Here is a 26541-nt window from a genome sequence, read left to right on the forward strand (position 1 = left end):
TTGTTATTTGATTTGCGTTAAATCATGGTTGCTTAAAAAAATGATATTATTTTTAATAATTTAATATATTATTCTGTTAAAGCGATTTTTTCATGTTTTTTATCTTGTTTGTTTCAATATATTTCATAATGTAAGCTATTTTATCATATTAGCATTAATGGCATTTGATCATGTTATGAATTAAAATCCTGCCCTTAGTCAGTTAGCTACGCAGAGTAGATGCCGTGGCTTTTAATTATATGGTTACCTAGTTGATTATATTGAATAATTTAATTACCTATAACTTTGTGCTAGTGCTTATAATTTAGGTAATAAAAATAGCTCATTGTTAAACAGCAGAAAATTCATAGAGTGATAATTAGATTGGTTAAAAAAACCGTGATAGCTCTGGTTTGAGGTAGTGCTTGTAAATTCAATGTGGTAAACATTTAACACATATCTAACATGCCCCATTAAATCTCTTAGCATTAAATTTATGTTAGGGTGCAAAGATAGTTTAAGACAGTTAACTTGTTATCAAAAATGGTTTTGCTAAAGATAAGTAATGATAAAAATAATTTTTTAATGATGAGTAAATCAAAGTTTATCATGTCAGTAAGTGATAAAGTAAACGGTAAGAATGTAGATTGAGGCCTAAGACCACTTAGCATACTCTGTAAGACTTAGGAAATAGCAAAATCAGATAGTTTTTTGATGAAAAAAGGATTGACATTCAAAAGGATATATAATCGATAAGGTTAAAGATGGTGCTCTGGGAACCAACAACTCAGTGCGGTAGCTATAATTATTTATTAAATAAATGTCAAAATGTTAAATTAAATTCTTTTTTGTTCATTAGTAAATGAATTTTATATTTTTAAAGAGAGATAAGCGGTGGATAAAAAAGTAATTGCAATTGTTGTAACTTATAATAGAAAATCTTTGTTAAATAAAGTTATCAATAGATTATTAGAACAAAGTTATGAACTACATAAAATAATTATAATAGATAATAATAGTTCAGATGGTACTAACGAAATGTTAAGTGAATTATTACTTCCTGAAAAAATTGTATACTACAATACGGGTTGTAATTTAGGTGGAGCCGGTGGTTTTTATGAGGGATTCAAAATATCCTCTAAGTATAATTATGATTATCTTTGGTTGATGGATGATGATTTTTTGCCAGATATAAATTGCTTAGAGAATATGTTAATTGATAAACCTACAGGGATTGTACAACCAATACGTTATAATTTAGACGGAACATGTGCAGAATTATCTCCATTAACTTATGATTTACGTTCCTTTTTTAAGATTAACCCCAAAGGGATTAGTGTAAAAGAATATATAAAGAAAAATGGAATATTAAGACATCCTATAAAAATTGAGGCTATTTCTTTTGAAGGACCTCTTATTTCTAAAGCTGCTATTGAAAAAGTTGGTTTACCAGAACCTCGTTTCTTTATTTTTTGCGATGATATTGAATATGCTATTAGAGCTAGAAAGAACAATATTTTTATAATTTGCAACCCTAATGCAAGAGCAATAAGATTATTAATTAATAACCAAAAAAATGATTTAACTTCTTGGAAAGGTTATTTTATGCTTCGTAATTTATTTTATTTACATACAAAGTATGGTGAAAATTTTTTTGTGAGAAAAAAAATTATTTTATTGTCTCTTGGTTATGTTTTTTATTGTTTATTAAAAGGAAACTTTAAGCAATTAAAAGTTATTTATAATGCATATAAAGATTCATTTAATTTAAGTAACAATGAAAAATTTAAGCCCTAATATAATAGTTTAATTTTTAAATGGAATCTTAGATAATTTAAAGATTCGCTAAGAGGAATATATGGATTACTTATCTCATGCAAAATTAGCTATTCATAATGAAATAGAAGGGATTAAATATGTAGAATCTAAGTTAGACGATAATTTTAATAAAATTATCGATACTATACATTTTTCGTCTGGGCGCGTAGTCATGTGTGGAATGGGAAAATCAGGACATATAGCAAAAAAAATTTTTGCTACATTGGTTAGTACAGGCACTCCAAGTTTGTTTATGCATCCTGCTGAAGCATATCATGGAGATTTAGGTATGATCAAAAAAGAAGATATATTTTTTGTAATATCTAATTCAGGTGAGACATCAGAAGTAACTCAATTATTACCCTTCATAAATAGAAATGGCAATATATTAATTTCTATGACAGGAAATTCTCAATCAACTATTGCTAAAAGTTCTACTTTTCATATTGACATAAGAATAGAACGAGAAGCTTGTCCGCTAAATTTAGCTCCAACTACATCAACAACTGCTTCTTTAGTGATTGGAGACGCAATTGCAATTGCGTTAATGCATGCGAATAATTTTAGAGTAGAAAATTTTGCACAGTATCATCCGGGGGGAGCTCTTGGTAAAAAATTGTTATCCACAGTACGTGAATATACAAATCCTGCAATTTTTGTATCTTCAAATACAACATTAATAGATATCTTAACCGAGTTATCTAGATCTTACAGTGGAACTATTCTAGTCGGAAATGAAGATAAATTATATGGAGTCATTACTGATGGTGATACTAGAAAAAAATTATTACAAGTAGATAAAAAAGAAATTTTTGATATAACAGCAAAAGAAATAATGACAATAGACCCGAAAACTACATCAGCTAATACTAAATGTAATGATGCAAATATGAAAATGGAAAGGCATGGTATAAATTCATTAGTTGTGATAGAAAATGGAAAAGTATTTGGTATATATGATAATTTGAATAGAAAAAGGTAAGTTTATGAAGATAGTTGCTTTTTTGCCAGCAAAAGGTTCAAGTTCTAGAATAGAAAGTAAAAATCTGAAACTTTTAGATGGAAAGCCACTTTTTCTACATATGTTAGAAAAGTTAGTTAATTCAAATCTTTTTCATGAAATATATTTAGATACCGAATCAGAAGATATAATTAAAGCTGCCTCTGAATTAAATTGTAAAGTTTTACATAGAGAATCAAAGCTTGCCTCTAATAAAACTGATGGTAATCGCTTATTTTTAAATGAAGTGAAACATGTAGATGCAGATATTTATGTACAAGTTCTATGTACAAGTCCTTTTATTGAAATGAGCACGATAGAAGAAGGTATAAATGTACTAAAGAAAAATAAAAAATTTGACTCGGCAGTTTTGGTTAGAGAAGAAAAATTGTATATTTGGGATAATGAAAGTCCAGTATATGATATAAATAATATACCTAATAGCAATGATTTAAAAAGTACAATTATTGAAACTATGGGGTTGTACATAATTACTAAGGAAGCAGCTTTATTAACAAAAAGAAGAATAGGAAATACTCCATATTTATTAAAAGCCTCTCCACTTGAAGCAGTAGATGTTAATTGGCCAGAAGATTTTAATTTAGCAGAGCTTATTGCAGCGGGCCGAAGGGAAAAGGATCGAAAATTATTAGGTAATATTAAGAATTGTTTGTCTAGCAGTTTGTTATCTGATTTATTGGATGATTTAGGATATCCAAATCAAGTGATTAAAGGATTATTGCCAAATATAAAACAAGCGAAATTACTTGGAAGGGCAAAACCGCTGAAATTAAGAAAATTAAAGGAAAAAGAAAATTTTGATGGAATTTATAATGCGTTAAATAGTTATAGTACTATCATACCAAATGATATTATTATTGTTGAAAATGAAGTTGATGATTATGCATATTTTGGAGAATTAAATGCTAATTTAGCCATTCGTGCAGGCGCGGCTGGAGTAATAGTTAATGGGATGACTAGAGATCACATTGAAGTTATTGCAACAGGGTTTCCTGTTTTTTCTAAAGGCTATACATGTCAAGATGTTAGAAAAAGAGCAACTACAGAATATTTTAATAAAACAATACAGCTGAATGGAATAAAAATTGAACCAGAATGTCTTGTATTTGCTGATTCTGAAGGCGTTATTATTATTCCTAAAGATATTGAAAAACAAGTAATTGAAGAAGTATATAAGAGAGCTACAAATGAAAAGAAGATTCTATCGGATATTGCTAGTGGTGTAGATATCAATAAAATAATTAATGACTACGGTTTTTTCTAAAAAATGATTTGAGTATTTATTCAAGGTATTTAGTGATAATGATTATAAAAAAATCTATTTTAGAGGGTTGTATTATTATTGAGCCTAAAGTATTTATTGATGAGCGCGGTTTTTTTTTAGAAACATTTCACAGCAAACGCTATATTGAAGCTGGTATAGAAATACCTTTTGTGCAAGATAATCGCTCTAGCTCTTCAAGGGGGGTTTTACGTGGTTTACATTTTCAAAAAAGTAAGCCCCAAGGAAAATTGGTTACGGTTACTTATGGTGAAGTGTTTGATGTAGCAGTTGATATTCGACCTGATTCAGCTACGTTTGGTCAATATGAATCTGTTATTCTAACAGAAAAGAATAAACTACAATTATATATACCTCCAGGTTTTGCACATGGATTTTGTGTTCTAACTGAGAAAGCTGATTTTCAGTATAAGTGTACAGACTATTATGATCCAACGGATGAAAGTGGAATACGTTGGGATGATCCACAATTAAATATTCCATGGCCTAAATTGAATTTAATTTTATCTGAAAAAGATAGTAACCTGCCATTTTTAAATGAAATAAAAATTGATTTAATAAATGGATGGAGAAAATGAGTTTATATACAATATTGGGTGGTTCTGGTTTTATTGGTTCTGAAGTAACAAGGCAATTACAAAAAAACGGATATAATGTATTTATACCTGAAAGAAATGATAAAGATATTTTAAAACGAGAATTAGGTATAATAATTTATTGTGTAGGTAGTGGTGATTGTGAAAATTTACCCTTTTCTGTGTTTGATGCTAATGTCAAATTATTGTCTGATATAATAATAAATGGTAAGTTTAAAAAGATAATATATTTATCTTCAACTAGATTATATATGAATAATATTACCTCTGTTGAAGAATCAGATTTTATTATTGGTCACCAAGATAATAGACGATTATTTAATTTAACAAAGCTCGTTGCAGAAGAATTATGTTTAAAAAGCTCTTATAATATTTTAATTGTTAGACCGTCAAATGTATATGGTGCAGCATTCAGTAGTCCTCTATTTTTGCCATCTATCACGAGAGATGCAATTAATAAAGGTATTGTTAATATGTATGTAAGCCCTAATTATAGTAAAGATTATGTTTCTGTCTCAGATGTAGCCAATGCTATAGTAAAATTATCCTTATTAGAAAAAACTAAATATAAAATATATAATTTGGCATATGGAAAAAATGTTTCTGCAAATGAAATAGCATCTGTTCTTATTAAGAAAACAAAATGTGAAGTTAATTGGATTTATAATCATTTTGATGAAAAATTCCCGGTAACATCCATTGATAGAATTAAATCTGAGATTAGTTATAAACCAAGATTTATATTAAAGGATTTAGAAAAAATGGTTGATGATTTTAGAGCATTTTTGAAAAAATAAGAGAGAAATATTTTTGAATACTTTTTTTTTAATGATACAGGATGGTATAAAAAAAATATTTTCTATATTTTTTCTTATATTGCTAGCCAGGATTTTAAATCAAGATGATTTTGGATATTATCAACAAATAATTTTAGTTGTAAATGTTTTTGCTATGATATTTATAGCGGGAATGCCAACAGCATTAAATTATTTTTATGCTGAATTATTAGATAAGACTAAAGGGAAACAACTTTTTCAAAGATTTTTTTTATTACAAATAATCATAATTTTATTTGGTGTTTTTATTTTATTATGTTTATCTTACTTAATATCTACTGGTTTTAAAAATACTTATATTTATGATTATTCAATATTTATATCATTGATTTTTGTTGGTTTGGTTTTACCAGAATTTTTTAGAAATTCAAGTGTAACTTTGAATAAGATGAAAGATTATACAATAATTACTTCATCCATTCAAATAATAACAATATTAATTATTTCTTTTGTTGCTATAAAAACACAAAATATCATTGATCTAATTATTATTTCTTCGATTTCATCTATTCTCTTGGTTACTATTTTACTTTTGAATAACCGAAAAAATTTTACCCCTTGGCTAATAAATTATAAAAATTTCAAATTTAATAAAAATGAGATTAGTTATATCATTGCTATGAGTTCTACTGCTTTTGTTGGTATGATTAACAGTTATACTGATCAAATTATGACATCGTTATTATTATCACCAGTTGAATACTCATTATTGAAAGTTGCTGCATTTCAGATCCCATTCATTAGTATTGTTACAGGCTCATTATTAACGGCTATGATCCCGTTAATAACAGCATACTATAAAAAGGGAAAATTTGAAAAAATACAACAAATATGGAGTAATTCAATTGAGAAGGCAACTGTTTTATTAGTTCCTATAATCATCTTTTGTTTAGTTTTTGGTAAAGAGGTCATTATTAATTTTTTTGGAATTAAGTATCAAGATTCAGTAATCGTTTTTCAAATTTATATGCTTCAATGGTTGCGTGCGGTTGTTATCTTTGGTGGTGTAATGGGCGCTATTGGCTTAGAGAAAGCGCTTTTTAAAAATACAATCACTATGATGCTGGTTAATATCGTAGTGAATTATTTCATGATCATTAAATTTGGGATAATAGGAGCTGCTATAACAACAACTTTGTTAAATTATATTGGATGTTATCCATTAATAAAGAAAATAAACGAGGTTTTACCAGATAAATTTTCTTCCTATTTCCCATTTAAGACTTATATTTTTATTTTTGTTGTTTCAATAGGCTGTTGCTTAATTTTAAGATTTAATATTAATTCTATAGATATTTTTGAACTAATTTATATTTCAATATTATATTATATGTTTATTATTATATTATGGTTAAAATATAAAAAACAAAATGTTACCATTGATAATATTAAAGGATTGTTATGAATAATAATTTTTCAAAATATAAAAAAATAAAAAATAGTTTAAGTTATAATTATAAAAATTATCCATTATCCAGTATTATAGCAATCGATATAGCATCGATAGTTTATAAAAAAATAAAGTTTTCTTTTAAAGATTTTATAAAGATAATTAGTTATAGAAAAATAAAAGTTGAAAATCCTTCTAATCCGACAATATTTTATTCAATAGGTAATTATAAAAGAAGAGACTATTATGAAATATTAGATTATGTTATGAAAGAAAGTAATGGTAAATTAATTGATTTATCTAATTATGAATATAAATATTATATTAATTTGCACTCTATTTTTCTTTCTTTTTATATTCTTTTTATAAAAAATCGAGTTATTGATCTGAAATGGATAAATAAGCTTCATTTATTTTGTCATATGGTTTTTTGCCTTAATAATATTAAGGCGTTAGAAAAAAACCAAAAAAAATTAAATAATATAAAGAGCTTTTGTGCTTTTTGTAGTAATTTATCAGGTGAAGCAGAACTTGATTTTTTCTTTAAATCTCGCGGTATTCCAACTTTTACATTACAACATGGTTCCTATTTTTTATACTCCGCTCCGCAACCGATAGATGCTATTGCATATGAAAATTTAGTTGCAGATAAATTATTATGTTGGGGTGAATATACGAAAGAACAATTTGAAAAATACGGTATTGATAAAAGTCGTTTACTAATTGCAGGATATTCAAAGATTCATTCTCCATTAAAGATTAAAGGCTCTAATGAAAAATTAAGAATACTTGTTCTTTTTTCAAGAAAAGAATTTCATTTAAATAATAAAAAATTATTTAAATTACTCAAATTAATTGATCAAGAATATGATATTCATTATAAGTTGCATCCTTCATTAGATCGCAATGAATATAAGCGTTTAAGTGAAGGAAGTAAGATTATTGCAATGGAGAATAAAACGATATTTGAATTGCTCACGACATCTAATTATGATTGTACAATTACCTATAATAGTACTGCCTATTACGATAGTTATATTAATAATTGCATTTCACTACGTTATAAAGATCAAGATTCTGATGCTGCAATTTCTGTAATAGATGATAATAGTTTTACAAATCTGAAAGAGTTAAAAGAAAAATTACAAATGATAACTGAATTAAATAATGATGTTGAATTTTGGAATTTAGTTTCTCAGCGTCTTACTTATATACTTGGCTTTAATATTAATAATTATCATGAATTGTTGAAGTAAGGATAATATGATTAAGAAAATCGTTGTATTTTTCTGCTACCCTTTGTCTGTAAAGATGAAAATAGTTAATAACTTTTACCTTCGCTATAAATGTGCTTTATTTGGTAAATTTTTTTCTCTTAGTTGGGGAAAATGTTCGACTATTGATAAAGCTATTTTTTGTAGTTATGAGCATCTTCATATTGGCAATAATGTTACTATTGGAAAACATGCACGTATTGAAGCAATTAATAAGTGGCAACAGACTATTTTTTATCCAGAAATTATAATTGGAAATGATGTTTCAATTGGACCAAGACTAACTCTCGTTACAGGTTCTAAATTAGTTATAGGTAATGCTTGTGTAATATCATACGATGTTACAATTACTGATATTGATCATGAGTATAGGCAAATCAATGTATGTATTGCCGATCAACCCTTAATAATTAATGAAACAAAAATTGGTGATTATTGCTTTATTGGTAGTGGTAGCAAAATACTAGCAGGTACAAAACTGGGTAATCATTGTATTGTAGGTGCGAATTCGATTGTGCGTGGGCAATTCCCCGATTATTGTGTTTTGGTTGGTTCTCCGGCCAAAATAATTAAAAAATTTAATAACATTAATAAAATATGGGAAAAAGTTTAATATATTTTAAGGTATATCAATGAAATCGATATTGCTTATTATGCCTTTTTTTAATGGATATGAAAAAGAAATAAAAAGGGTAATTGAAAGTTTTGGTTTTAAAGTTAAAATAGTTAGAGATAGTTCTTTTTTAGTTAATTTATTACATATTAAATTCTTTTCAAAAAGACTATATAATTTTTATATGGATAAGATTTGGCCTTTTATATTTATTCAATGTGCAAAAGGAAAATATGATTATTTGTTTGTCATTAAAGGTGAAGAACTGACACCAAATATATGTCAAAAGTTATATCATTATTCAAATTTTCATGCAAGTATTCTTTATTTGTGGGATTCTATTGCAAATATACCTAAAGCAATAAAAATTTTGCCTTTTTTTGATTATAAATTTACATTTGACTATTTGGATTATAATAGTGATTTATATGATATAGACTTTTTGCCTCTTTTTTATTCAACTAAGTTTGAATATAAAAAAGAGTATATTTTAACTAATAATATAGACTATGACTTTTCATTTATTGGTTCTTTTAAGCAAGAGAGAGCTGATATTTTATTAGCTCTAACGGAATTATGTAATAAAAAGGGTTATAGTTACTATTTTAAATTATATTTACCGTGGAATGAGTATTTAAGGAAAATTTTTACCAGCCCTGGATTTTATAAAAAATATAATAATTTAATTATTATAAAAAAATTTAGTTTATTAAAAGTTGCTGATATAGTTAAGAAAAGCCGAGTTATCGTTGATGTTCCAGATAAAATGCAAAGTGGTTTAACGATGAGAACTTTTGAAGCACTTGGGGCTAGAAAAAAATTATTTACGACTAATCATCAAATTTTAAAATACCATTTTTATAATGAAAATAATATTACTATTGACATAAATAAAATTAATGAAAATTTTGTTTTTACGGATTTTGAAGAAATTAAAGAAGCTGGAACTATTAGAGATATATATTCTTGGATAGGGTATTTATTATCTAAATTAACCGATAATAAAAAATAATGTTATTATCTTTATGTATATAAAAAATAATTTTTTTGCTGATGAAAATATGTAAACAAAAACTAATAGTTAGAATTACAAACCTTTTTATTATAAGTATTTTTTTTTGTGCTTATTTATTCTGGAATATTCCTTATACTGGTAAGTGGTTGAATGAAGATGTGTTCAGAATATATAATATAAGCTATAAAATATTTCTTTATGTTATTATATTTTCATTTGTTTGTGTTAATATAATTATTAGATTAAGAAAATTTCCTGTTTCACTACTTATTTTTTCTTTTTTTACTATAATTTTATCTCTAATATTAAAACCTACTTTTATAAGTTATGTTTTGGTATTTTTGGCCGCATATTTTGTTGTTGATAATATAAAAAATAAAAAATATTCTAAATCGACTGTTAAGAAAATAGTATTTTTTAGTCTACTTTTTTGTTGTTTGCAAATGCTTTATTTTAGAAGTAGTGATGGACGTCCGGTTTTGAGTTTTATTGATCCAAATTTTTCTGCATTTTATCTGTTTCTTCTTTTTGTAATAACTAATTGTTTACAATTAAGATTATTAAATTTTATATGTATCATCCTTGGATTATTAACACTTAGCCGAGCTTTCTTGTTTGCAGTTGTTATTTTCTTAGTCCTTAAGTATCTAAAAATATTTTATAACTTGGCTAAGTCAATAAGAATACACATTCCCATAATTATCGTTTTGTTAAGTCTAATATTTGTATTTTTGGCTGGTGAAGCTTTGCGAAAATATGGAGGAAATAATGTTACTGAGTATGATGTTAATATTTCTCGATTTGTAACACTTAATGATGGCTCAAATAGGCTAAGATTTTCACTCAATGAACAATTTGTTAAAGCATTGATTAATTCAGATAAACTTAAACTAACAGGTGTTTCAAGAGAATATTATGTATCTAATTATGGCATATTATTACCTCATAATGGTTTTTTTGAGTTTGTACGTATTAATGGTTTAATTTTAGCTATAATATTTGTTTCTTCTGTATTTTTACTTATATTAAATTCTAGTTCACGATTTAGTTTTCCTTTTATAGCAAGTTATATTTTTTATATGTGTTTTCTGCCGGTCATCCCTGCAGGAATTAGCTTGTTGTTAGTTTCTATAATATATGCTGTTATTTTAAGTTTACAGAGAGAAAAATATGTTGGCTATAATTGTTCATAGCTTAGGTCGTATTGGTGGTACAGAATCAGTAGTAAAACTGTTAGCGAATTATTTTGTAAATCATAAAATTGCCGATGTTGTTGTATTGGAGACAGAAAAATCCTCATATAAAAATAGTGGTAATGATCAATTTCAGGTTATTAATCTAGCGACTGAGTTTAAAAATGAGAAAATTAATATGTTTTTCTCTATGGTTAAAGTTAAAAATTATATAAAAAAAAATAATATAAAAAATGTATATAGTACTTTTGGCAATCTAAATATTTTATCTATTTTATTATTGAAAAATGTTAATTTGATTGTCTGTGATCATACGTGTTATAAGCAATCAATGATAGGTTTTTTTGGCTATCTGCGTAAATGTTTATATCGTTATGCAGATTATGTTATTTCTCTTACAAATCGTGATTTTGAAAATTATCGTAAAGATAAGTGTAATTGTATTGTGATACCAAATCCGGTTGATAAAGGCAAAATCTCTTCTGGTAACTATATGAGAAAAGGCTTTATTGCTGTAGGACGTATTTGTTATTCAAAAAATTATGAGCGCATGGTAAATATTTGTGCTTATTTGAAGAAATTGGATAATTATTTTTTATTACGAATATTTGGTGATGGCGATAAAGAATATGTTGAAAAAATTAAAAATATTATCCAGCAATATGATCTAGAAAATAATGTTTTATTACAAAACTCAACATCTTCTATTTCTGAATGGTATGCTAAAAGTCGACTTTTACTAATGACATCCTATTATGAAGGTTTACCTATGGTGTTGATTGAAGCGCAAGCAAATGGATTGCCTTGTGTTGCTATTGATATTGAAACAGGGCCATCAGACATCATTATAAATAATGAAACAGGTTTGTTATTGAACGAGAATTTAGCTGATGATGAAATGGCGAAAAGAATATTTTCTTTTTATACAGATGTATCGGATGAAAATTTTATAAAATCAAAAAAGAATGCTGAGCAGTTTAATATAGAACATATTATTGATAAATGGATGAATATTTTAAATGTGTAATATTATATTTATTGATTTATGTGGTACTTTAGTTAATGAAAATACAACGTTTCACTTTTTTGAGAAAAAAATTTTACCTAAAAAGAACTTATGTATAAAATTAATTTGGAAATTGAAGATAGTGCAAATTATCACCAAATTATCATTTTTATTAGGTATAAAATGGGATTTAAGTAAAAAAGCATGTCTTTTTTTTATGAAAGGGCTAAATAGAAATGATTTAGCTGTTTTATCTGATGAATTTGTTAATGAACTTAGTTGGCGTAAGGACATTTTAACAAAAATAGATTTATTGAAAAGACATGGATATTTCCCTGTTATAATTTCTGCTTCTTTGGATTTTTTGGTTAAATCTGTTAGTAAAAAAATGCATATAGATAAATATGAATCTTCATTATTACTCTATAATAATGATCGATTTTCTGGTGTATTATATCGAGATCTTCAGGGTAATAAAAAGAGTGTTATTATGTCTTATTCTTTTAGTAAATCCATTTTTTTTACCGATAATTTAGATGATAGTGATTGTATTGATTCTGTTAATTATTTTATTGCTGTAACCTCCAGAAAAAATTTAAATTTTTGGAAGAGAAATAGAGTTTTTACCCATGTTGTTTAAATTTATTTTTCCGTTAGCTCCTTTTTTTCATCTCTATGCCAAGAGTATTTACGAGAAATTAAGTTGGGTTTTATATTATTTAATACCCTATTTAGCAATTTCTTATTTATTCGATGTTAATTTATTAGCCGCTATAATATCCATATTAGCAATATACTCTGTTTATGATATAGGATATATATATAATAATGCAGAAACTATAAAAAATGAGACTAAACCAACATTAAGATACTCTTCTAATGAGCTTGTTTTTTATGAAAAAAATAAATTATTAATTTATTTCGTTAAATTTTTTTTTGCAGTTATTTTCTGCTTTTTATTATCATACTATTTTTCTTATAATTTTACATTATGGCTTTTTTGCTTAACATTAATATTAATAATATTTTTTATATATAATTCAATTAGAAGTAAAATTAATTTTTATCTGCAAATTTTTCTGACTATAAGTAGATTTTCTTTTCCTTTATTTTTATTATGTAATTTCACTTTAAATGATTTTATTTTTACTATTATGTTATTTCCATTACCTAATTTTTTGGAAAGAACTAAAATTAAAGTAAATAATTTTCCTTATAAAATAGAAGATATTAGCAAATTTAGAACTATTTATTATTTATTTTTATTAGTTATCAGTGTTTTTATTTATAATATGCAAAAAACAGATTTATGGTTCTTAATATTATCTTCTTATTATTTTTTTTATAGATCAGTTTATTATTTTATAAGTTTTTTTAAGAGGTAAGTATGGATTATCTAATTGTTGGCAGTGGTTTATTTGGTTCTGTATTTGCCCATGAAGCAAAATTACATAATAAAAAAGTTAAAATTATTGAAAAGAGAGATCATATTTGTGGTAATGTTTATTGTGAAAATATTGAAAATATAAATGTGCATAAATATGGTGCTCATATTTTTCATACGAATAGTAAAGAAATTTGGGATTACGTTAATCAATTTGTTGAATTTAATCGGTTTACTAATTCCCCTTTAGCATTATCAAAGAATAAATTATATAATCTTCCTTTCAATATGAATACGTTTAATCAGCTATGGGGTGTGAAAACACCCCAGGAAGCCAAAAATATTATTTTATCCCAAAGTAAGGAATTTCAAGGTAAAGAGCCTCAAAACTTAGAGGAGCAAGCAATATCTTTAGTAGGTAGAGATGTCTTTGAAGCATTAATAAAGGAATATACAGAAAAACAATGGGGTAGAGATTGTAAGGAATTAGCACCATTTATTATTAAACGATTACCAGTTCGTTTTACTTTTGATAATAATTACTTTAATGATAAATACCAAGGAATACCTATTGGTGGATATAATAAGTTGATTGAAGGTTTATTAGAAGGTATCGAAATTGAAATTGGAATCGATTATTTTGAACATAAAGAAGATTTAGATAAATTAGCAAAAAAAATTGTTTACACTGGACCTATTGATAAATTTTTTGATTATAAATTTGGTAAGTTAGATTATCGTTCATTAAAATTTGAAAATGAAATTATCAATACTACTAATTTTCAAGGTAATGCAGTAATTAACTATATCGATCATAAATATCTTTTTACTAGAATTATTGAGCATAAACATTTTGAATTTGGTGATCAGGAAAAAACAGTTATTACAAAAGAGTATCCTAAAGAATTTGAAGATGGTGATGAATATTATTATCCAGTTAATGATAAAAAAAATAATAAAATTTATGCCGAGTATAAACAGTTAACTTCTAATTATAAAAATATTATTTTTGGCGGCAGGTTAGCTGAATATAAATATTATGACATGCATCAGGTTGTAGCCTCTGCACTTAAAGCAGCAAAGAAAGAGTTTCTTTTATCACAATAAATGTTATTTATATTAATATTTCTTAAGAATTGAGTATATCATGCTAACAATCTTCGGTGGTTCCGGGTTTATCGGTACCCGTCTTGCCAATCAATTATCATCACAGCACATTGATTTCAAAATTATTGATATTAATAAAAGCCAAGCGCATCCAGATAAATGGGTATTTGGTGATGTGACTAAAGCAGAAACCCTATTGGAGCCATTAAAAGACGCTTCCATTATTATTAATCTAGCGGCGCAGCATCAAGATAATGTTCATCCTATTAGCCTCTATTATGACGTGAATGTGGAAGGGGCGAAAAATGTTTGTCAGGTTGCTGAACAATTAAATATTAAACAGATTATTTTTACTTCTTCGGTGGCTGTGTATGGTTTTGTTGAACAAGAAACCGGCGAAGATGGTAAATTTCAGCCATTTAATGATTATGGTAAATCGAAGTTGGCGGCGGAGCGTGTCTATGATAGCTGGCAAGCGAAAGATAGCCAACGGACATTAGTGACTATTCGGCCGACAGTGGTTTTCGGTGAGGGTAATCGTGGTAATGTTTATAATCTATTTAGACAAATTGCTGCCGGGCGTTTTTTGATGATTGGTTCAGGTAATAATCGGAAATCGATGGCGTATGTGGAAAATGTGGCTGCCTTTTTATATTTTGTTACTAAATTAACAGCGGGTCGTCATATTTTTAATTATGTTGATAAACCTGATTTCACCATGAATCAGTTAACAGAAATTATTTGTCTGGCATTACACAAACAGAAATCTAATCTTTGTATTCCATATGCGCTGGGTCTTTTGGCAGGTTATTGTTTTGATCTGCTCGCTAAAATAACGGGTAAAAATTTTCCGGTTAGTAGTATTCGGGTGAAGAAATTCTGTGCGCGCACTCAATTCAAATCTAATACTATCGCTGAAACGGGATTTGAAGCGCCGATAACCTTGGCAAAAGGGATAGAAAATACGGTTCAGTTTGAGTTTAAAGATTAATAAAAAACTTTTTGCTTAGTTAAACGCAATTGAAAAACTTAACAGTGGCGATGACTATGTTAGAATACAGCGCTTATTGTTGAGGGCTGTATGTTAAACATCGTTTTATTTGAACCTGAAATTCCACCAAATACTGGCAATATTATTCGTCTGTGTGCTAATACCGGGTGTCAGTTACATTTAATTGAACCGTTAGGTTTTACCTGGGACGACAAACGTCTGCGTCGTGCTGGATTAGATTATCATGAGTTTGCTAATATTCAGCACCATCATGATTATTTTGCTTTTCTAACCTGTGTAGGCTTGTCTCAAGAGCATTGTCAGACACTATCTGGTAACCGCTTATTTGCTTTAACAACCAAAGGAACGCCGAGCCATAGTAGTGTGACATACCAGTCGGGGGATTATCTAATGTTCGGACCGGAGACGCGAGGTTTACCTACTTATGTTCTTGATGCACTGCCAACTAGTCAAAAGATCCGTATCCCAATGTTAGCGGATAGTCGCAGTATGAATTTGTCCAATTCCGTTGCGGTGGTGGTATTTGAAGCATGGCGCCAGTTGGATTACTCAGGTGCGTTGTTGCGTGAGTAGCTTTATTGTTCACCGGTTGGAGATGGTTAGATACCCTCACCAAAACCATGGATTGAATTGCTAAAGTTTTGATCCATATCCAGCGAAGGTTTTTTGCTGTTCGGGGTTCCAACTTTACGCGCCGGTACTCCCGCTACGGTAGTGTGCGGCGGCACAGCATGAAGCACTACCGAACTCGCGCCGATTTTGGCGCCCTTGCCAATTTCTATATTGCCTAAAATTTTTGCTCCTGCCCCGATCATCACCCCTTCACGAACTTTAGGATGCCGATCCCCTTCTGTTTTGCCAGTTCCACCGAGAGTGACCGATTGTAATATTGATACGTCATTTTCCACTACCGCTGTTTCACCGATAACGATACCGGTTGCGTGATCAAGCATAATACCGTAACCAATACGAGCAGCAGGATGAATATCAACAGCAAAAGAGACTGATATTTGGCTTTGCAGATATATTGCTAATGTCTTACGGTCTACTTTCCATAACCAATGGCCAATGCGATAAGCCTGTAAAGCATGAAAACCTTTTAAATATAATAAAGGGATTGAATATTTGTCGACGGCCGGATCACGTTGTACGATGGCTTTGAGATCACGCGCTGCATAAGCGATCATTTGTTTATCGTTTTTATAGGCATCTTGTATGATCTCTCGAACGGCAATCGCTGGCATAATCGGAGTAGCTAATTTATTGGCCAAAATATAGCTAAGTGAATCACCAAGATTGTCATGTTTAAGCAGTGTTGCATGAAAAAAACTGGCTAATATTGGCTCACAATTGGCAAAAGTTTTACCTTCTTGTTTAATTGCTATCCAAATTTCTTCAAGTTCCTGTCGTGACATATTCACACTCTGATATTTTAATAATTAAAAAGCATCTGTATCATTAATCTCATCTTTAGTTGCGCGGCTAAGTAATGTATTTGCCGCTTCAAGTACATTTTTATTGCCGTATAGAACTTGATAGATCTGCTCGGTAATTGGCATTTCTACGCCAACACGTTGCGCTAATGCATAGACTTCTTTGGTATTTAAGTAACCTTCAACTACCTGACCAATCTGTTTTTCTGCCTCTTCAGTCTGTATACCTTGGCCGAGTAGCATGCCAAAGCGGCGATTACGCGATTGATTGTCGGTACATGTCAAAACCAGGTCTCCTAAACCAGCCATTCCCATAAATGTTGAGGGTTGGGCACCCATAGCGACGCCTAAACGGCTAATTTCGGCTAATCCTCGGGTGATCAAAGCTGTGCGAGCATTGGCACCAAATCCCATACCATCGGACATACCTGCACCAATCGCGATGACGTTTTTGACCGCCCCACCTAACTGAACACCGATCATATCTGGATTTTTATAGACGCGAAAACTTTTACCACAATGGAAAAGTTGCTGTAGCTCTTCACTAAATCGCGCATTAGAGGCGGCTACCGCAATGGCTGTCGGTAAGCCGGCAGCTAATTCTTTGGCGAAGGTTGGGCCGGAAAGGACAGCGAGTGGAATTTTGTCACCTAGTATTTCGCGGGCAACGTCTTGTAACAGGCGTCCAGTACCATGTTCTAACCCTTTTGTTGCCCAAATAATGCGTGATTGTGGCGTCAAGTAAGGTTGGATATTTTGCAAAACTTGATTAAAAACATGGCTTGGGATGACGATCAATATATTGCTACTTGAGGTTATTGCTGTCTTCAAGCAAGCTTCAGGTAACAAATTGTCTGGGAATGGAACGTCAGGTAAAAATGCGTGGTTGCAGCGGTCTTGTTGTAATTTTTTAATATGCTGAGGATCATGTCCCCAAAGTAAAACGCGGTGGCCATTACGGGCAAGTGTAATGGCTAATGCGGTGCCATAAGAGCCGGCACCGATAACTGTCATCGAAACAGTGTTCATTAAGCTTCCTGATGTTTTGCCGAATTTTCAGTTTGGGCGGTATGCTGTTGTTGTAGATAGTTCATAAACAAGGCATCAAAATTAACAGGTGCTAAGTTTAGTTGAGGAAAAGTTCCACGGCTAACTAAATTGGTAATACATTCGCGCGCATAGGGAAATAAAATATTTGGACAGTAAGCGCCTAAACAATGAGCCATCTGGCTTTGTTCGATACCATCAATAGAAAATATGCCAGCTTGTTGCACTTCGCAAAGGAAAGCGGTTTCATCAGCGACGGTGGCAGTAACGGTGACGCGTAAGATAACTTCATAAACTTGCTCGGCCAATTCACTAGACGAGGTGTCTAAATCTAATTTGACTTCCGGTTGCCACTCTTGCTGAAAAATACTAGGGGCACTTGGTGTTTCAAATGAGATATCTTTGGTGTAAATTCGCTGGATTTGAAATACCATCTCTTCATGACTTTTTTCTGACATAATGTTAATTACCTTTTAAATGTCCATATGATATTGAATTGTATAAACATAATTTCTGATGTGTCCGTTGAATTACTTTTTACCGCGAGCCAGAGGTAAATTTTCGCTAGACCAGCCTGTAATTCCCTCTTTTAGAATAAAGACACGTTCAAAACCATATTGCACCAGTTGTTCAGCAGGTTTAAATGCTTCCATGCCATTTGCTGAGACAACAATAATGGGTTTTTGCTTATGTTTTTCCAATTCTCCGATATTATTGTCTTTAATTTCTGATGGAGTCAGGTTAATTGAATCAATAATGTGTCCTTTACGAAAATCGTCACGGGATCGTAAATCAATAGTGATCGCTTCTTCTTTATTAATGAGTTGTATCGCTTGGGCACGGGTGATGTTTTTTGTTTTGGCGAACAAACCCTTAAAGGTTAAAATAATCACAGCGATCAACAAAGCGATCCAGGCCAGACTGAGTATTGGATGTCGGCTAATAAATTGCATGATTTCTTGCATCATGTGGGGTAATTACTCCCGTAGTTAATAATAGATAGCTCTAGTTTGCAAAGTATACCTTTGTCGCTGCGCAATTACAGCCAATTTGCATAAATGACCAGAGTTTTTTTGCAAATAAAGTTTATATCGGTGGTATTTGCTCGCGATATCAGTTAATTGATATCACTTAAAAAGTAGCTGAATGAAAGCAATATTAATAATAACCTATAGTTATTTTGTGATTTGTTGTATAAATGAAGAAATTAAGTTTTTTCAGTATTATCCTAAAAGAAGCAGAAATGTTTACTAATTATGGTAATTGTCAATAATTTTAAGTGATATTGTTTCAGGATGCTGAACTAAGATGAACAATACCAGCCGATATGGTTTAATCCTAATCCTTTTGGCTCTACTAAAGAGAGTAGTGGTTAAGCCATTACTTTTTGTCTCGCTATTTTTTATCTGGCCATCAATTACCCTTGCCAATCCCATCAGTGACAATAAAGTAAAACTGAAAGATCTGTTATCAAATATTGCAGAAAAAGAGAGAAGTGTTAAACAGCAGCAAGCTGAGAGAAACCATTTACTCGATCAATTGAAAAGTCAGGAAAAAAGTATCGCTGCCGCTGGACGTGCATTACATGAAACACGTAAAAAACTTTCGCAGTTAGCAAAAGAACTGACGCAATTAAATGAAAATATTAGCCGTTTACAACAGCAAAAACAGATGCATGAATTATTGTTAGCTAAGCAGCTCGATGCTGCGTTTCGATTAGGCCAGCAAAAAGGGATTGAATTGTTGTTTAAAGGTGAACAAGGGCAACGAGAAGAGCGTATTTTAGCCTATTATAGCTACTTAAATGAAGCCAGAGAGCAAACGATTATTAAATTGCAGCAAACAACGACCTTACTCGCTGAGCAGAAACAACAGAAACAGCAAAAGCAATTGGCACAGAAAAAAAACTTAGCCAAACAAGATCAAGAAAAGAAAACGCTCGATTCGGCACAGGATGCTAGAAAGAAAACCCTGTTATCGTTGGAATCGACGCTAAAAGCGGATCAAAAAAGTTTGGCGGTGATGAAACGTAATGAAACACTATTGCGTAGTAAAATTGCCAAGGCTGAGCGAGACGCAAAAGTTAGGGCGGAAAGGGAAGCGAAAGAGGCTGCGCGTATTCTAGCAAAACAACGGCAGGCGCAGCAAAAAGGAACCACTTATCGTCCAACCGAAGATGAACGGGCTTTGATGGCACGTACTGGAGGTTTAGGCCGTCCTGTTGGTCAGGCTCTATGGCCAGTTCACGGCCAGATCCTGCATCACTATGGTGACAGTATCTCCGATGAATTACGCTGGAAAGGGATGGTGATCAATGCCGCTGAAGGAACAGAGGTTAAAGCCATTTCTGCCGGCCGTGTTTTACTTGCTGACTGGCTACAAGGCTATGGTTTGGTAGTGGTTATTGATCATGGTCAGGGAGATATGAGTTTATATGGTTATAACCAGAGTGCATTGGTGAATGTGGGTCAACAGGTTCGGTCAGGTCAGCCTGTTGCGTTAGTGGGTAGCAGTGGTGGACAGCAGCGCTCCTCGCTTTATTTTGAGATCCGCCGTCAAGGTAAAACCGTTAATCCACAGCCTTGGTTAGGGAGATAACCGTGCTAAAACGGATTGTTTTGATCATCATGGCGCTAATGTTACTTGTCAGTGGACAAGTCAATGCTGGAAAATTGGCCATTGTGATTGATGATATTGGTTATCGTAAAAAGGAAGATAATCAGATATTAGCTTTGCCGGTGGCAATTTCTATAGCCATTTTACCAGACTCTCCTTATGGCAGAGAAATGGCCGAAAAAGCCAATCAACAAGGGCGAGAGATTTTAATCCATATGCCCATGAAACCGATTAGCCAGCAACCTCTTGAAAAAAATACCTTAACGCCGCAAATGAGTGCCAATGAAATAGAGCAGAAGATTGTCGCTGCCATTAAGCAAGTACCATATGCTAAAGGTATGAATAATCATATGGGTAGTGCGATGATGGCTAATTTAGTGGCTATGAAAAATGTTATGCAAGTGCTCTCGCATTACGATCTCTATTTTCTCGATAGTGTGACGACAGCAAACACTAAGGTCAATGAAGCAGCTAAAATTTTTGCGCTGCCAACCATGCGTCGCAATGTTTTTTTAGATCATCTAAAAACAGAAACACAAATTCGTAAACAGTTTGCCCATGCTATTTCATTAGCCCGTAAACAGGGTAGTAGTATTGTTATTGGCCATCCTTATCCTGCTACCATTCAAGTATTACAACAAACATTATTTGAGTTACCTAGCGATATTGAGCTCGTGGCGGTTGGTAAACTACTTAACAATACGATAAAAGATAAATTAACTATTCAAACGGTTGGACAAGATCAGGAGAAAGTTCCAGCGCAACCTGTGGAATTACAGAAAGCCGTCATCGGTTACTGCAAAATATCACCAGTAACAAAAGCATTATCAGGTATTGATTTAATGATATATATTGTGGATGCTATTTATCATGATCCTGACTTAAAAAAATTATTTACTGAACAGAGGAAACCGCTGTTTAGTAAAAATATTTCATTATCTCAATAAAATAATAGCTGACAACAATGATATATGACTTTGTTAGTGTGAAAAGACGCGTCATAATACTTTTCTCTATATCTTTGATAAATAAAACTTCTATGACTCGTTCTGCGGTGATTTATTTTAATATAATAGCTAATTGAGAAACTTATTGAGGATTTTAACCGTTTTGTTAGCTCTGGTTATTTATCCTATTTGGATAAATCCTATGAGTTACTGTGGTTAACGCCGGATAAATGTTATTATCAGATCAATATAAGCAACAATGATCTCGATTGAATAGAGGTAAATCCAATGATCATAGTCACGGGTGGTGCTGGTTTTATTGGCAGCAATATTGTTAAAGCACTGAATGATATAGGACGTAGTGACATTCTGGTGGTCGATAATCTTAAAAATGGGGCTAAATTTGTCAATTTAGTCGATTTAGATATTGCAGATTATCTCGACAAAGAAGATTTTATTGCCAGTATTATGGCTGGTGATAATCTGGGTAATGTTGATGCGATTTTTCATGAAGGTGCTTGTTCATCAACCACTGAGTGGAATGGTCAGTATATGATGAATAATAACTATGAATATTCGAAAGAGTTACTTCATTACTGTATTGAACGGGATATTGCGTTTTTGTATGCTTCTTCAGCGGCGACTTATGGTGGGCGTAGTGATCATTTTATTGAAGAGCGGCAATATGAAAAGCCTTTGAATGTATATGGCTATTCCAAGTTTTTATTTGATCAATATGTCCGCAAAGTTTTACCGCAAATCACCTCACAGGTATGTGGATTCCGCTATTTTAATGTTTATGGTCCACGTGAAGGTCATAAGGGGAGTATGGCAAGCGTCGCTTTCCATTTAAATAGCCAGATTAATCAAGGGCAAAAGCCAAAACTTTTTGCGGGTAGTGAGAAATTCAAACGCGATTTTATTCATGTAAGTGATGTAGCGGCGGTTAATTTATGGTGTTGGCAAAATAAAATCTCCGGCATATTTAACTGTGGTACCGGTAAGGCTGATTCTTTTCAGGCGGTAGCCGATGCGGTAATTGCTTTTCATCAAGAAAAAAATCTTTTAGTGGAATATATTGCCTTTCCAGATAAATTAAAAGGTTGCTATCAAGCATTTACCGAAGCAGATCTCAGCAAATTACGTGCTGCAGGTTACGATAAACCGTTCAAAACCGTAGCGGAAGGGGTTGCTAATTACATGCAATGGTTAAATTGCGATGATTAAATGGAAATAGCATGAAGATATTGGTCGTTGGCCCTTCATGGGTGGGTGATATGATGATGTCGCAGAGTCTTTATCGTACTTTGAAGACCCTACACCCAGAGGCAGAAATTGATGTTATGGCACCTGATTTGTGCCGGCCACTATTAAATAAAATGCCTGAAGTCAACCAGGCCATATCGATGCCTTTGGGCCATGGTCGTTTAGCTCTTAGTGTACGTCGTCAGCTTGGTATTCATTTACGTACTCAACGTTATGATCAAGCCTATATTTTACCTAACTCTTTTAAATCTGCGCTGGTGCCCTTTTTTGCTCAAATACCAATACGGACAGGATGGCGCGGTGAGATGCGCTATTGGTTGCTGAATGATATTCGCGTATTGGATAAAGCCGCTTTTCCACAAATGGTTCAGCGTTATGTTGCTTTGGCTTATAAAAAAGATTCAGTTAACAACGCCGATGAGCTCCCTAAACCAATTTTATGGCCGCAACTTTCCGTGACAGAAACGGAAATTAGCCAGAGTAAACGCATTTTTCATATTCCAGAGCAATTACCTATTATTGGCTTTTGTCCAGGTGCAGAATTTGGGCCAGCTAAACGCTGGCCAGCTTACCATTATGCTGAGTTAGCGCAATTATTGTTTGTTGCTCACGGTTATAAAATTTTAATCTTTGGCTCACAAAAAGATCGTCGTATCGGTGAAGATATTCGACAATCGCTTTCTGTCGATTGTCGGCAACATTGTTTTAATCTGGCCGGTAAAACAACCCTTGAGCAGGCGGTTAATCTATTGGCATCTTGCCGAGCGGTAGTTAGTAATGATTCAGGTTTAATGCATATTGCAGCAGCATTAAATCGACCGCTGGTGGCGCTTTATGGGCCAAGTAGCCCTGATTTTACGCCTCCTTTATCAAATCGGGTAGAAATTATCCGTTTAATAACTGGCTATCATAAAGTTAGGAAAGGGAGCGCAGAGAGTGGTTATCATCAAAGTTTGATTGATATAAAACCTGAACGCGTGTTTACCGCATTAACTAAGTTATTGGCGGAGAGTCAGTAACAATGAAAGTGTTGATCGTTAAAACCTCGTCGATGGGTGATGTATTACATACTTTACCCGCACTGACTGATGCAGTCAGACACTATCCTGATGTCCAGTTTGATTGGGTTGTTGAAGAAAATTTTACCGAAATTCCACACTGGCATTCTGCCGTTAAGCGAGTCATTCCGGTAGCTATTCGTCGCTGGCGAAAAAACTGGTTGGCAAAATCTGTCAGGCAGCAAAGAGCAGTTTTCCGTGCTGAATTACAACAGCAAAAGTACGATGCCATAATCGATGCACAAGGATTGTTGAAAAGTGCCTTTTTGATCACACGCATAGCTCGTGGTGTAAGTCATGGTTATGATTGGAAAAGTGCTCGCGAGCCGTTAGCAAGTCTATTTTATGATTGTTGCTATCGTGTCAATAAACAACTGCACGCGGTTGAACGTATCAGACAATTATTTGCCGAGAGTTTACATTATAGTAAACCAACTATTGCTGGTGATTATGGTATTGCACCCTATTTTTCGTCACCGGTTTTGGCAAAGGAAAACGCTGCTTACATTATTTTCTTCCATGCTACCACACGTGACGAAAAGCATTGGCCGGAATCTCATTGGCGACAATTGATCACCGCTGTACAAGCGAAAGGATTAACGGTTAAATTACCGTGGGCAACGGCTCTGGAGCATCAACGTGCTCTAAGGCTTGCTGCCGGTTTTAAGCATGTAGAAGTTTTGCCCAAACTTTCATTAAACCAATTAGCTGAACAAATTGTCGCAGCCAAAGCGGTAGTCTCCGTTGATACAGGTTTAAGCCATTTAACTGCCGCACTAAGCAAAGCGAATATTACCCTCTATGGCCCGACCGATCCGGGATTAATTGGCGGTTATGGTGAAGCACAACAAGCTATTATTTCAGTTGATGGCAATATGGCAACAATTGAACCTAATGAAGTCTATCAACAATTAATATTAAAAATCGATAGTAAATGGTGAAAACGATTATTTTTTGAAAGATGAGATTTAATTAAACAAAGGTAGCTTAATCGATTAAATTGAAGCTAGCTTAAACAAAATTGTTTGGTTGAGACTAGTATTGATAAAAATGATGTGACAATGAAAATTTTTCTATTTCATTGCCACACGGTTTTTAATGATTATTTTGTTCTGGTGCAATAAATCCTAGGCACATTGATTGCGGATCAGCGCTTGGTTCTGATTGGTAAATAATGGCTTCTTTTTCAATAGTAAATTGAGGCCAATGTTTTGACATCCGAGTAAAATTTTCTTGGCTGCAATCTTTACCTTTTCGCCCTAATAGTAAAGCACCATGTTTTTTGATTGTTTCTGCCGTAATATCGCGATAATAAACATTTGGTGGCTGTGCTTCACTGGTATCCCAAGGCTGGATAGTGTGCGGCCGATCAGAAGCATAGATAATAAACCATTGATAAAGATTATCTTCGCCGCCAACATATTTTAATGGTTGGCCATATTTTTGCCGCCAGCGCTGTTGTCCTTCTGCTGTGAGTGCTTTAATGCCGATCATTTTCTGGCCAGCGCCACGAATATTATAATTTAATACCAGACAGTAACCTAAAAAGATCAGGCCGCCAATAATAATCAAGCCAAAAAATGTTTTTCGTAATGATTTCTTCGGTTGAACGGAGATAGAACCAATTAACAATGGGGCCGCAATCATCATAAATGGTTGTAGCCATTCCGTCATTCTCCCACCATCATGAAACAAAAACCAACCGAAAATTACGCCTAAAGGAAGTAACAAAATAAAGTTAACTAATTGATTAGGTTGCTCTTTGGGCCAGCTTATTTTACCGCCTAATAGATAGACAATAATGGACGCAATAATTAACGGATAGAAAACTGATAATGTGGAACTAACAACATGAAGGTTAAAGCCTTGTTCGATCTGTGAATCAACCCATTTAAAAGCAGAAAAATCATTTTCTATTAACCAAAACAAATTAGGTAAGATCAAAGCAAACCAAAGTGCAATTGCAAGATAAAAAAGTGGCTGTTGGTAACTTTTTCGCACCTTAGGCACGAAAAGGGTTAATAAAAAAGCAGTGCCAATCAGAGCCAAGGTTGAATATTTACCCATTGTCGCTAAGCCAGACACGAGTGCAAAGGCAAGCCACCATTTTGGATGATCATAGACAGCCCGTAGGAAGAAGAGCAGCACCCAGGGCCATAGCGTGACCAGAATATAGTTATCATTATAAGGGATGATATCAAAATTAATGATGCCTGATAAATTGAGTATCAATAATGCAAACCAAGCTAATTCAATTTTGTGGCTTAGGCGGTAAGCCAACTGCCATACGCCTATCATACCAATAGCGATACCAAAAAAATGAATAAAATACCAATAAAAACTGTAGGAGAGGTTTAAATAGATGGCAGGCCACATAATGACACCAACAAACCAAGGGTTTTTTGGCGAACCCCATTCGCCATTCATTCCCCAGTTAACCGCTTCAACAGCATCGTAAGGTACAGTTGGATCTAAACAATAACTTCCAAAAACCCATAAAATTGCATAAATCGACACCCACAAGTAAAGCAATATTTTTGATTTTGGGCTAAATAAAGGCATATTATTTTTTATCGTCAGTCATATAATTGGTGGGGTAAATATCCCATTTATTTGAATTAAACCAGTAACACTATAATGAAGAAAAA

25 protein-coding genes are annotated in these 26541 nt (G+C 32.1%); 20 read left to right on the plus strand and 5 right to left on the minus strand.

Annotation, left to right across the window (positions count from 1 at the left end; translation table 11 throughout):
* Window positions 1–873 precede the first annotated feature (873 nt).
* The 15 genes from H1X92_RS05150 (at window position 874) to trmL (ending at window position 16099) form a co-directional block, all read left to right on the plus strand.
* Window positions 874–1776 (plus strand): glycosyltransferase family 2 protein, encoded by a 903-nt coding sequence (locus tag H1X92_RS05150; RefSeq protein ID WP_180559148.1) that lies wholly within the window; start codon window positions 874–876, stop codon window positions 1774–1776.
* 61 nt (window positions 1777–1837) lie between these two features.
* Entirely contained in the window at window positions 1838–2779 is a 942-nt protein-coding gene (locus H1X92_RS05155; protein ID WP_180559149.1) for a KpsF/GutQ family sugar-phosphate isomerase, read from the plus strand.
* Between the two features lie 4 nt (window positions 2780–2783).
* A complete protein-coding gene (locus H1X92_RS05160) occupies window positions 2784–4082 on the plus strand; it encodes a cytidylyltransferase domain-containing protein (RefSeq protein ID WP_180559150.1) in 1299 nt (432 codons plus the stop codon).
* Window positions 4083–4120: 38 nt separating this feature from the next.
* Window positions 4121–4678: a dTDP-4-dehydrorhamnose 3,5-epimerase gene (gene rfbC / locus H1X92_RS05165; protein WP_180559151.1), complete on the plus strand. Its 558-nt coding sequence runs from the start codon at window positions 4121–4123 to the stop codon at window positions 4676–4678.
* On the plus strand, window positions 4675–5493 hold the full coding sequence (locus H1X92_RS05170; RefSeq protein WP_180559152.1) for an NAD-dependent epimerase/dehydratase family protein: 819 nt from the start codon (window positions 4675–4677) through the stop codon (window positions 5491–5493). Before rfbC ends, H1X92_RS05170 begins: the two co-directional genes overlap by 4 nt.
* Window positions 5494–5506: 13 nt before the next feature.
* The gene (locus tag H1X92_RS05175; RefSeq protein ID WP_180559153.1) at window positions 5507–6937 is read left to right on the plus strand and encodes an oligosaccharide flippase family protein; all 1431 of its coding nucleotides are present in this window, start codon (window positions 5507–5509) and stop codon (window positions 6935–6937) included.
* The gene (locus H1X92_RS05180; RefSeq protein WP_180559154.1) at window positions 6934–8178 is read left to right on the plus strand and encodes a hypothetical protein; all 1245 of its coding nucleotides are present in this window, start codon (window positions 6934–6936) and stop codon (window positions 8176–8178) included. The genes H1X92_RS05175 and H1X92_RS05180 overlap by 4 nt, the downstream gene beginning before the upstream one ends.
* A gap of 7 nt (window positions 8179–8185) precedes the next feature.
* Entirely contained in the window at window positions 8186–8809 is a 624-nt protein-coding gene (locus tag H1X92_RS05185) for an acyltransferase (protein ID WP_180559155.1), read from the plus strand.
* Between the two features lie 19 nt (window positions 8810–8828).
* A complete protein-coding gene (locus tag H1X92_RS05190) occupies window positions 8829–9821 on the plus strand; it encodes a hypothetical protein (protein ID WP_180559156.1) in 993 nt (330 codons plus the stop codon).
* Between the two features lie 149 nt (window positions 9822–9970).
* A complete protein-coding gene (locus tag H1X92_RS05195; RefSeq protein WP_180559157.1) occupies window positions 9971–11017 on the plus strand; it encodes a hypothetical protein in 1047 nt (348 codons plus the stop codon).
* Window positions 10995–12044 carry a glycosyltransferase gene (locus H1X92_RS05200; protein WP_180559158.1) on the plus strand — a complete coding sequence of 350 codons (1050 nt, stop codon included), beginning with the start codon at window positions 10995–10997 and terminating at the stop codon, window positions 12042–12044. Before H1X92_RS05195 ends, H1X92_RS05200 begins: the two co-directional genes overlap by 23 nt.
* Window positions 12037–12663 (plus strand): haloacid dehalogenase-like hydrolase, encoded by a 627-nt coding sequence (locus H1X92_RS05205; RefSeq protein WP_180559159.1) that lies wholly within the window; start codon window positions 12037–12039, stop codon window positions 12661–12663. Before H1X92_RS05200 ends, H1X92_RS05205 begins: the two co-directional genes overlap by 8 nt.
* A gap of 747 nt (window positions 12664–13410) precedes the next feature.
* Window positions 13411–14514 (plus strand): UDP-galactopyranose mutase, encoded by a 1104-nt coding sequence (gene glf / locus H1X92_RS05210; RefSeq protein WP_180559160.1) that lies wholly within the window; start codon window positions 13411–13413, stop codon window positions 14512–14514.
* Between the two features lie 40 nt (window positions 14515–14554).
* The gene (locus H1X92_RS05215; RefSeq protein ID WP_180559161.1) at window positions 14555–15505 is read left to right on the plus strand and encodes an NAD-dependent epimerase/dehydratase family protein; all 951 of its coding nucleotides are present in this window, start codon (window positions 14555–14557) and stop codon (window positions 15503–15505) included.
* 90 nt (window positions 15506–15595) lie between these two features.
* The gene (gene trmL / locus H1X92_RS05220; RefSeq protein ID WP_180559162.1) at window positions 15596–16099 is read left to right on the plus strand and encodes a tRNA (uridine(34)/cytosine(34)/5-carboxymethylaminomethyluridine(34)-2'-O)-methyltransferase TrmL; all 504 of its coding nucleotides are present in this window, start codon (window positions 15596–15598) and stop codon (window positions 16097–16099) included.
* 26 nt (window positions 16100–16125) lie between these two features.
* Here trmL and cysE read toward each other — a convergent pair whose 3' ends face one another.
* From cysE to H1X92_RS05240, 4 genes are all read right to left on the minus strand, one after another.
* Window positions 16126–16941 (minus strand): serine O-acetyltransferase, encoded by an 816-nt coding sequence (gene cysE / locus H1X92_RS05225; protein ID WP_180559163.1) that lies wholly within the window; start codon window positions 16939–16941, stop codon window positions 16126–16128.
* Window positions 16942–16965: 24 nt separating this feature from the next.
* Entirely contained in the window at window positions 16966–17988 is a 1023-nt protein-coding gene (gene gpsA, locus H1X92_RS05230) for an NAD(P)H-dependent glycerol-3-phosphate dehydrogenase (RefSeq protein ID WP_180559164.1), read from the minus strand.
* Complete coding sequence (gene secB, locus H1X92_RS05235; protein WP_180559165.1) at window positions 17988–18464, minus strand: protein-export chaperone SecB; 477 nt, start codon at window positions 18462–18464, stop codon at window positions 17988–17990. Before secB ends, gpsA begins: the two co-directional genes overlap by 1 nt.
* 72 nt (window positions 18465–18536) lie before the next feature.
* Window positions 18537–18974: a rhodanese-like domain-containing protein gene (locus tag H1X92_RS05240; RefSeq protein ID WP_180559166.1), complete on the minus strand. Its 438-nt coding sequence runs from the start codon at window positions 18972–18974 to the stop codon at window positions 18537–18539.
* Between the two features lie 340 nt (window positions 18975–19314).
* Here H1X92_RS05240 and envC point away from each other — a divergent pair, with 340 nt between their 5' ends.
* The 5 genes from envC (at window position 19315) to rfaC (ending at window position 24834) form a co-directional block, all read left to right on the plus strand.
* Complete coding sequence (envC, locus tag H1X92_RS05245; RefSeq protein ID WP_180559167.1) at window positions 19315–20604, plus strand: murein hydrolase activator EnvC; 1290 nt, start codon at window positions 19315–19317, stop codon at window positions 20602–20604.
* Between the two features lie 2 nt (window positions 20605–20606).
* Window positions 20607–21569: a divergent polysaccharide deacetylase family protein gene (locus tag H1X92_RS05250; protein ID WP_225506753.1), complete on the plus strand. Its 963-nt coding sequence runs from the start codon at window positions 20607–20609 to the stop codon at window positions 21567–21569.
* Between the two features lie 288 nt (window positions 21570–21857).
* On the plus strand, window positions 21858–22796 hold the full coding sequence (gene rfaD / locus H1X92_RS05255; protein WP_180559168.1) for an ADP-glyceromanno-heptose 6-epimerase: 939 nt from the start codon (window positions 21858–21860) through the stop codon (window positions 22794–22796).
* Window positions 22797–22807: 11 nt separating this feature from the next.
* Entirely contained in the window at window positions 22808–23854 is a 1047-nt protein-coding gene (gene rfaF, locus H1X92_RS05260) for an ADP-heptose--LPS heptosyltransferase RfaF (protein WP_180559169.1), read from the plus strand.
* Window positions 23855–23856: 2 nt separating this feature from the next.
* Window positions 23857–24834, plus strand: coding sequence for a lipopolysaccharide heptosyltransferase RfaC (gene rfaC / locus H1X92_RS05265; RefSeq protein ID WP_180559170.1), 978 nt, complete (start codon window positions 23857–23859; stop codon window positions 24832–24834).
* A 154-nt stretch (window positions 24835–24988) separates the two neighbouring features.
* Here the strand turns inward: rfaC and H1X92_RS05270 are convergent, their stop codons facing one another.
* Window positions 24989–26455 carry an ArnT family glycosyltransferase gene (locus H1X92_RS05270; protein WP_180559171.1) on the minus strand — a complete coding sequence of 489 codons (1467 nt, stop codon included), beginning with the start codon at window positions 26453–26455 and terminating at the stop codon, window positions 24989–24991.
* Window positions 26456–26541 lie beyond the last annotated feature (86 nt).

Source organism: Arsenophonus endosymbiont of Apis mellifera, from assembly GCF_903968575.1.
Taxonomy (GTDB): domain Bacteria; phylum Pseudomonadota; class Gammaproteobacteria; order Enterobacterales; family Enterobacteriaceae; genus Arsenophonus; species Arsenophonus apicola.

Coding starts and splice junctions, on each gene's coding strand:
- H1X92_RS05155 (WP_180559149.1), top strand. CDS start 1,838: ATGGATTACTTATCTCATGCAAAATTAGCTATTCATAATGAAATAGAA.
- H1X92_RS05160 (WP_180559150.1), top strand. CDS start 2,784: ATGAAGATAGTTGCTTTTTTGCCAGCAAAAGGTTCAAGTTCTAGAATA.
- rfbC (WP_180559151.1), top strand. CDS start 4,121: ATGATTATAAAAAAATCTATTTTAGAGGGTTGTATTATTATTGAGCCT.
- H1X92_RS05170 (WP_180559152.1), top strand. CDS start 4,675: ATGAGTTTATATACAATATTGGGTGGTTCTGGTTTTATTGGTTCTGAA.
- H1X92_RS05180 (WP_180559154.1), top strand. CDS start 6,934: ATGAATAATAATTTTTCAAAATATAAAAAAATAAAAAATAGTTTAAGT.
- H1X92_RS05185 (WP_180559155.1), top strand. CDS start 8,186: ATGATTAAGAAAATCGTTGTATTTTTCTGCTACCCTTTGTCTGTAAAG.
- H1X92_RS05190 (WP_180559156.1), top strand. CDS start 8,829: ATGAAATCGATATTGCTTATTATGCCTTTTTTTAATGGATATGAAAAA.
- H1X92_RS05200 (WP_180559158.1), top strand. CDS start 10,995: ATGTTGGCTATAATTGTTCATAGCTTAGGTCGTATTGGTGGTACAGAA.
- H1X92_RS05205 (WP_180559159.1), top strand. CDS start 12,037: ATGTGTAATATTATATTTATTGATTTATGTGGTACTTTAGTTAATGAA.
- glf (WP_180559160.1), top strand. CDS start 13,411: ATGGATTATCTAATTGTTGGCAGTGGTTTATTTGGTTCTGTATTTGCC.
- H1X92_RS05215 (WP_180559161.1), top strand. CDS start 14,555: ATGCTAACAATCTTCGGTGGTTCCGGGTTTATCGGTACCCGTCTTGCC.
- trmL (WP_180559162.1), top strand. CDS start 15,596: ATGTTAAACATCGTTTTATTTGAACCTGAAATTCCACCAAATACTGGC.
- cysE (WP_180559163.1), bottom strand. CDS start 16,941: ATGTCACGACAGGAACTTGAAGAAATTTGGATAGCAATTAAACAAGAA.
- gpsA (WP_180559164.1), bottom strand. CDS start 17,988: ATGAACACTGTTTCGATGACAGTTATCGGTGCCGGCTCTTATGGCACC.
- secB (WP_180559165.1), bottom strand. CDS start 18,464: ATGTCAGAAAAAAGTCATGAAGAGATGGTATTTCAAATCCAGCGAATT.
- H1X92_RS05240 (WP_180559166.1), bottom strand. CDS start 18,974: ATGATGCAAGAAATCATGCAATTTATTAGCCGACATCCAATACTCAGT.
- envC (WP_180559167.1), top strand. CDS start 19,315: ATGAACAATACCAGCCGATATGGTTTAATCCTAATCCTTTTGGCTCTA.
- rfaD (WP_180559168.1), top strand. CDS start 21,858: ATGATCATAGTCACGGGTGGTGCTGGTTTTATTGGCAGCAATATTGTT.
- rfaF (WP_180559169.1), top strand. CDS start 22,808: ATGAAGATATTGGTCGTTGGCCCTTCATGGGTGGGTGATATGATGATG.
- rfaC (WP_180559170.1), top strand. CDS start 23,857: ATGAAAGTGTTGATCGTTAAAACCTCGTCGATGGGTGATGTATTACAT.
- H1X92_RS05270 (WP_180559171.1), bottom strand. CDS start 26,455: ATGCCTTTATTTAGCCCAAAATCAAAAATATTGCTTTACTTGTGGGTG.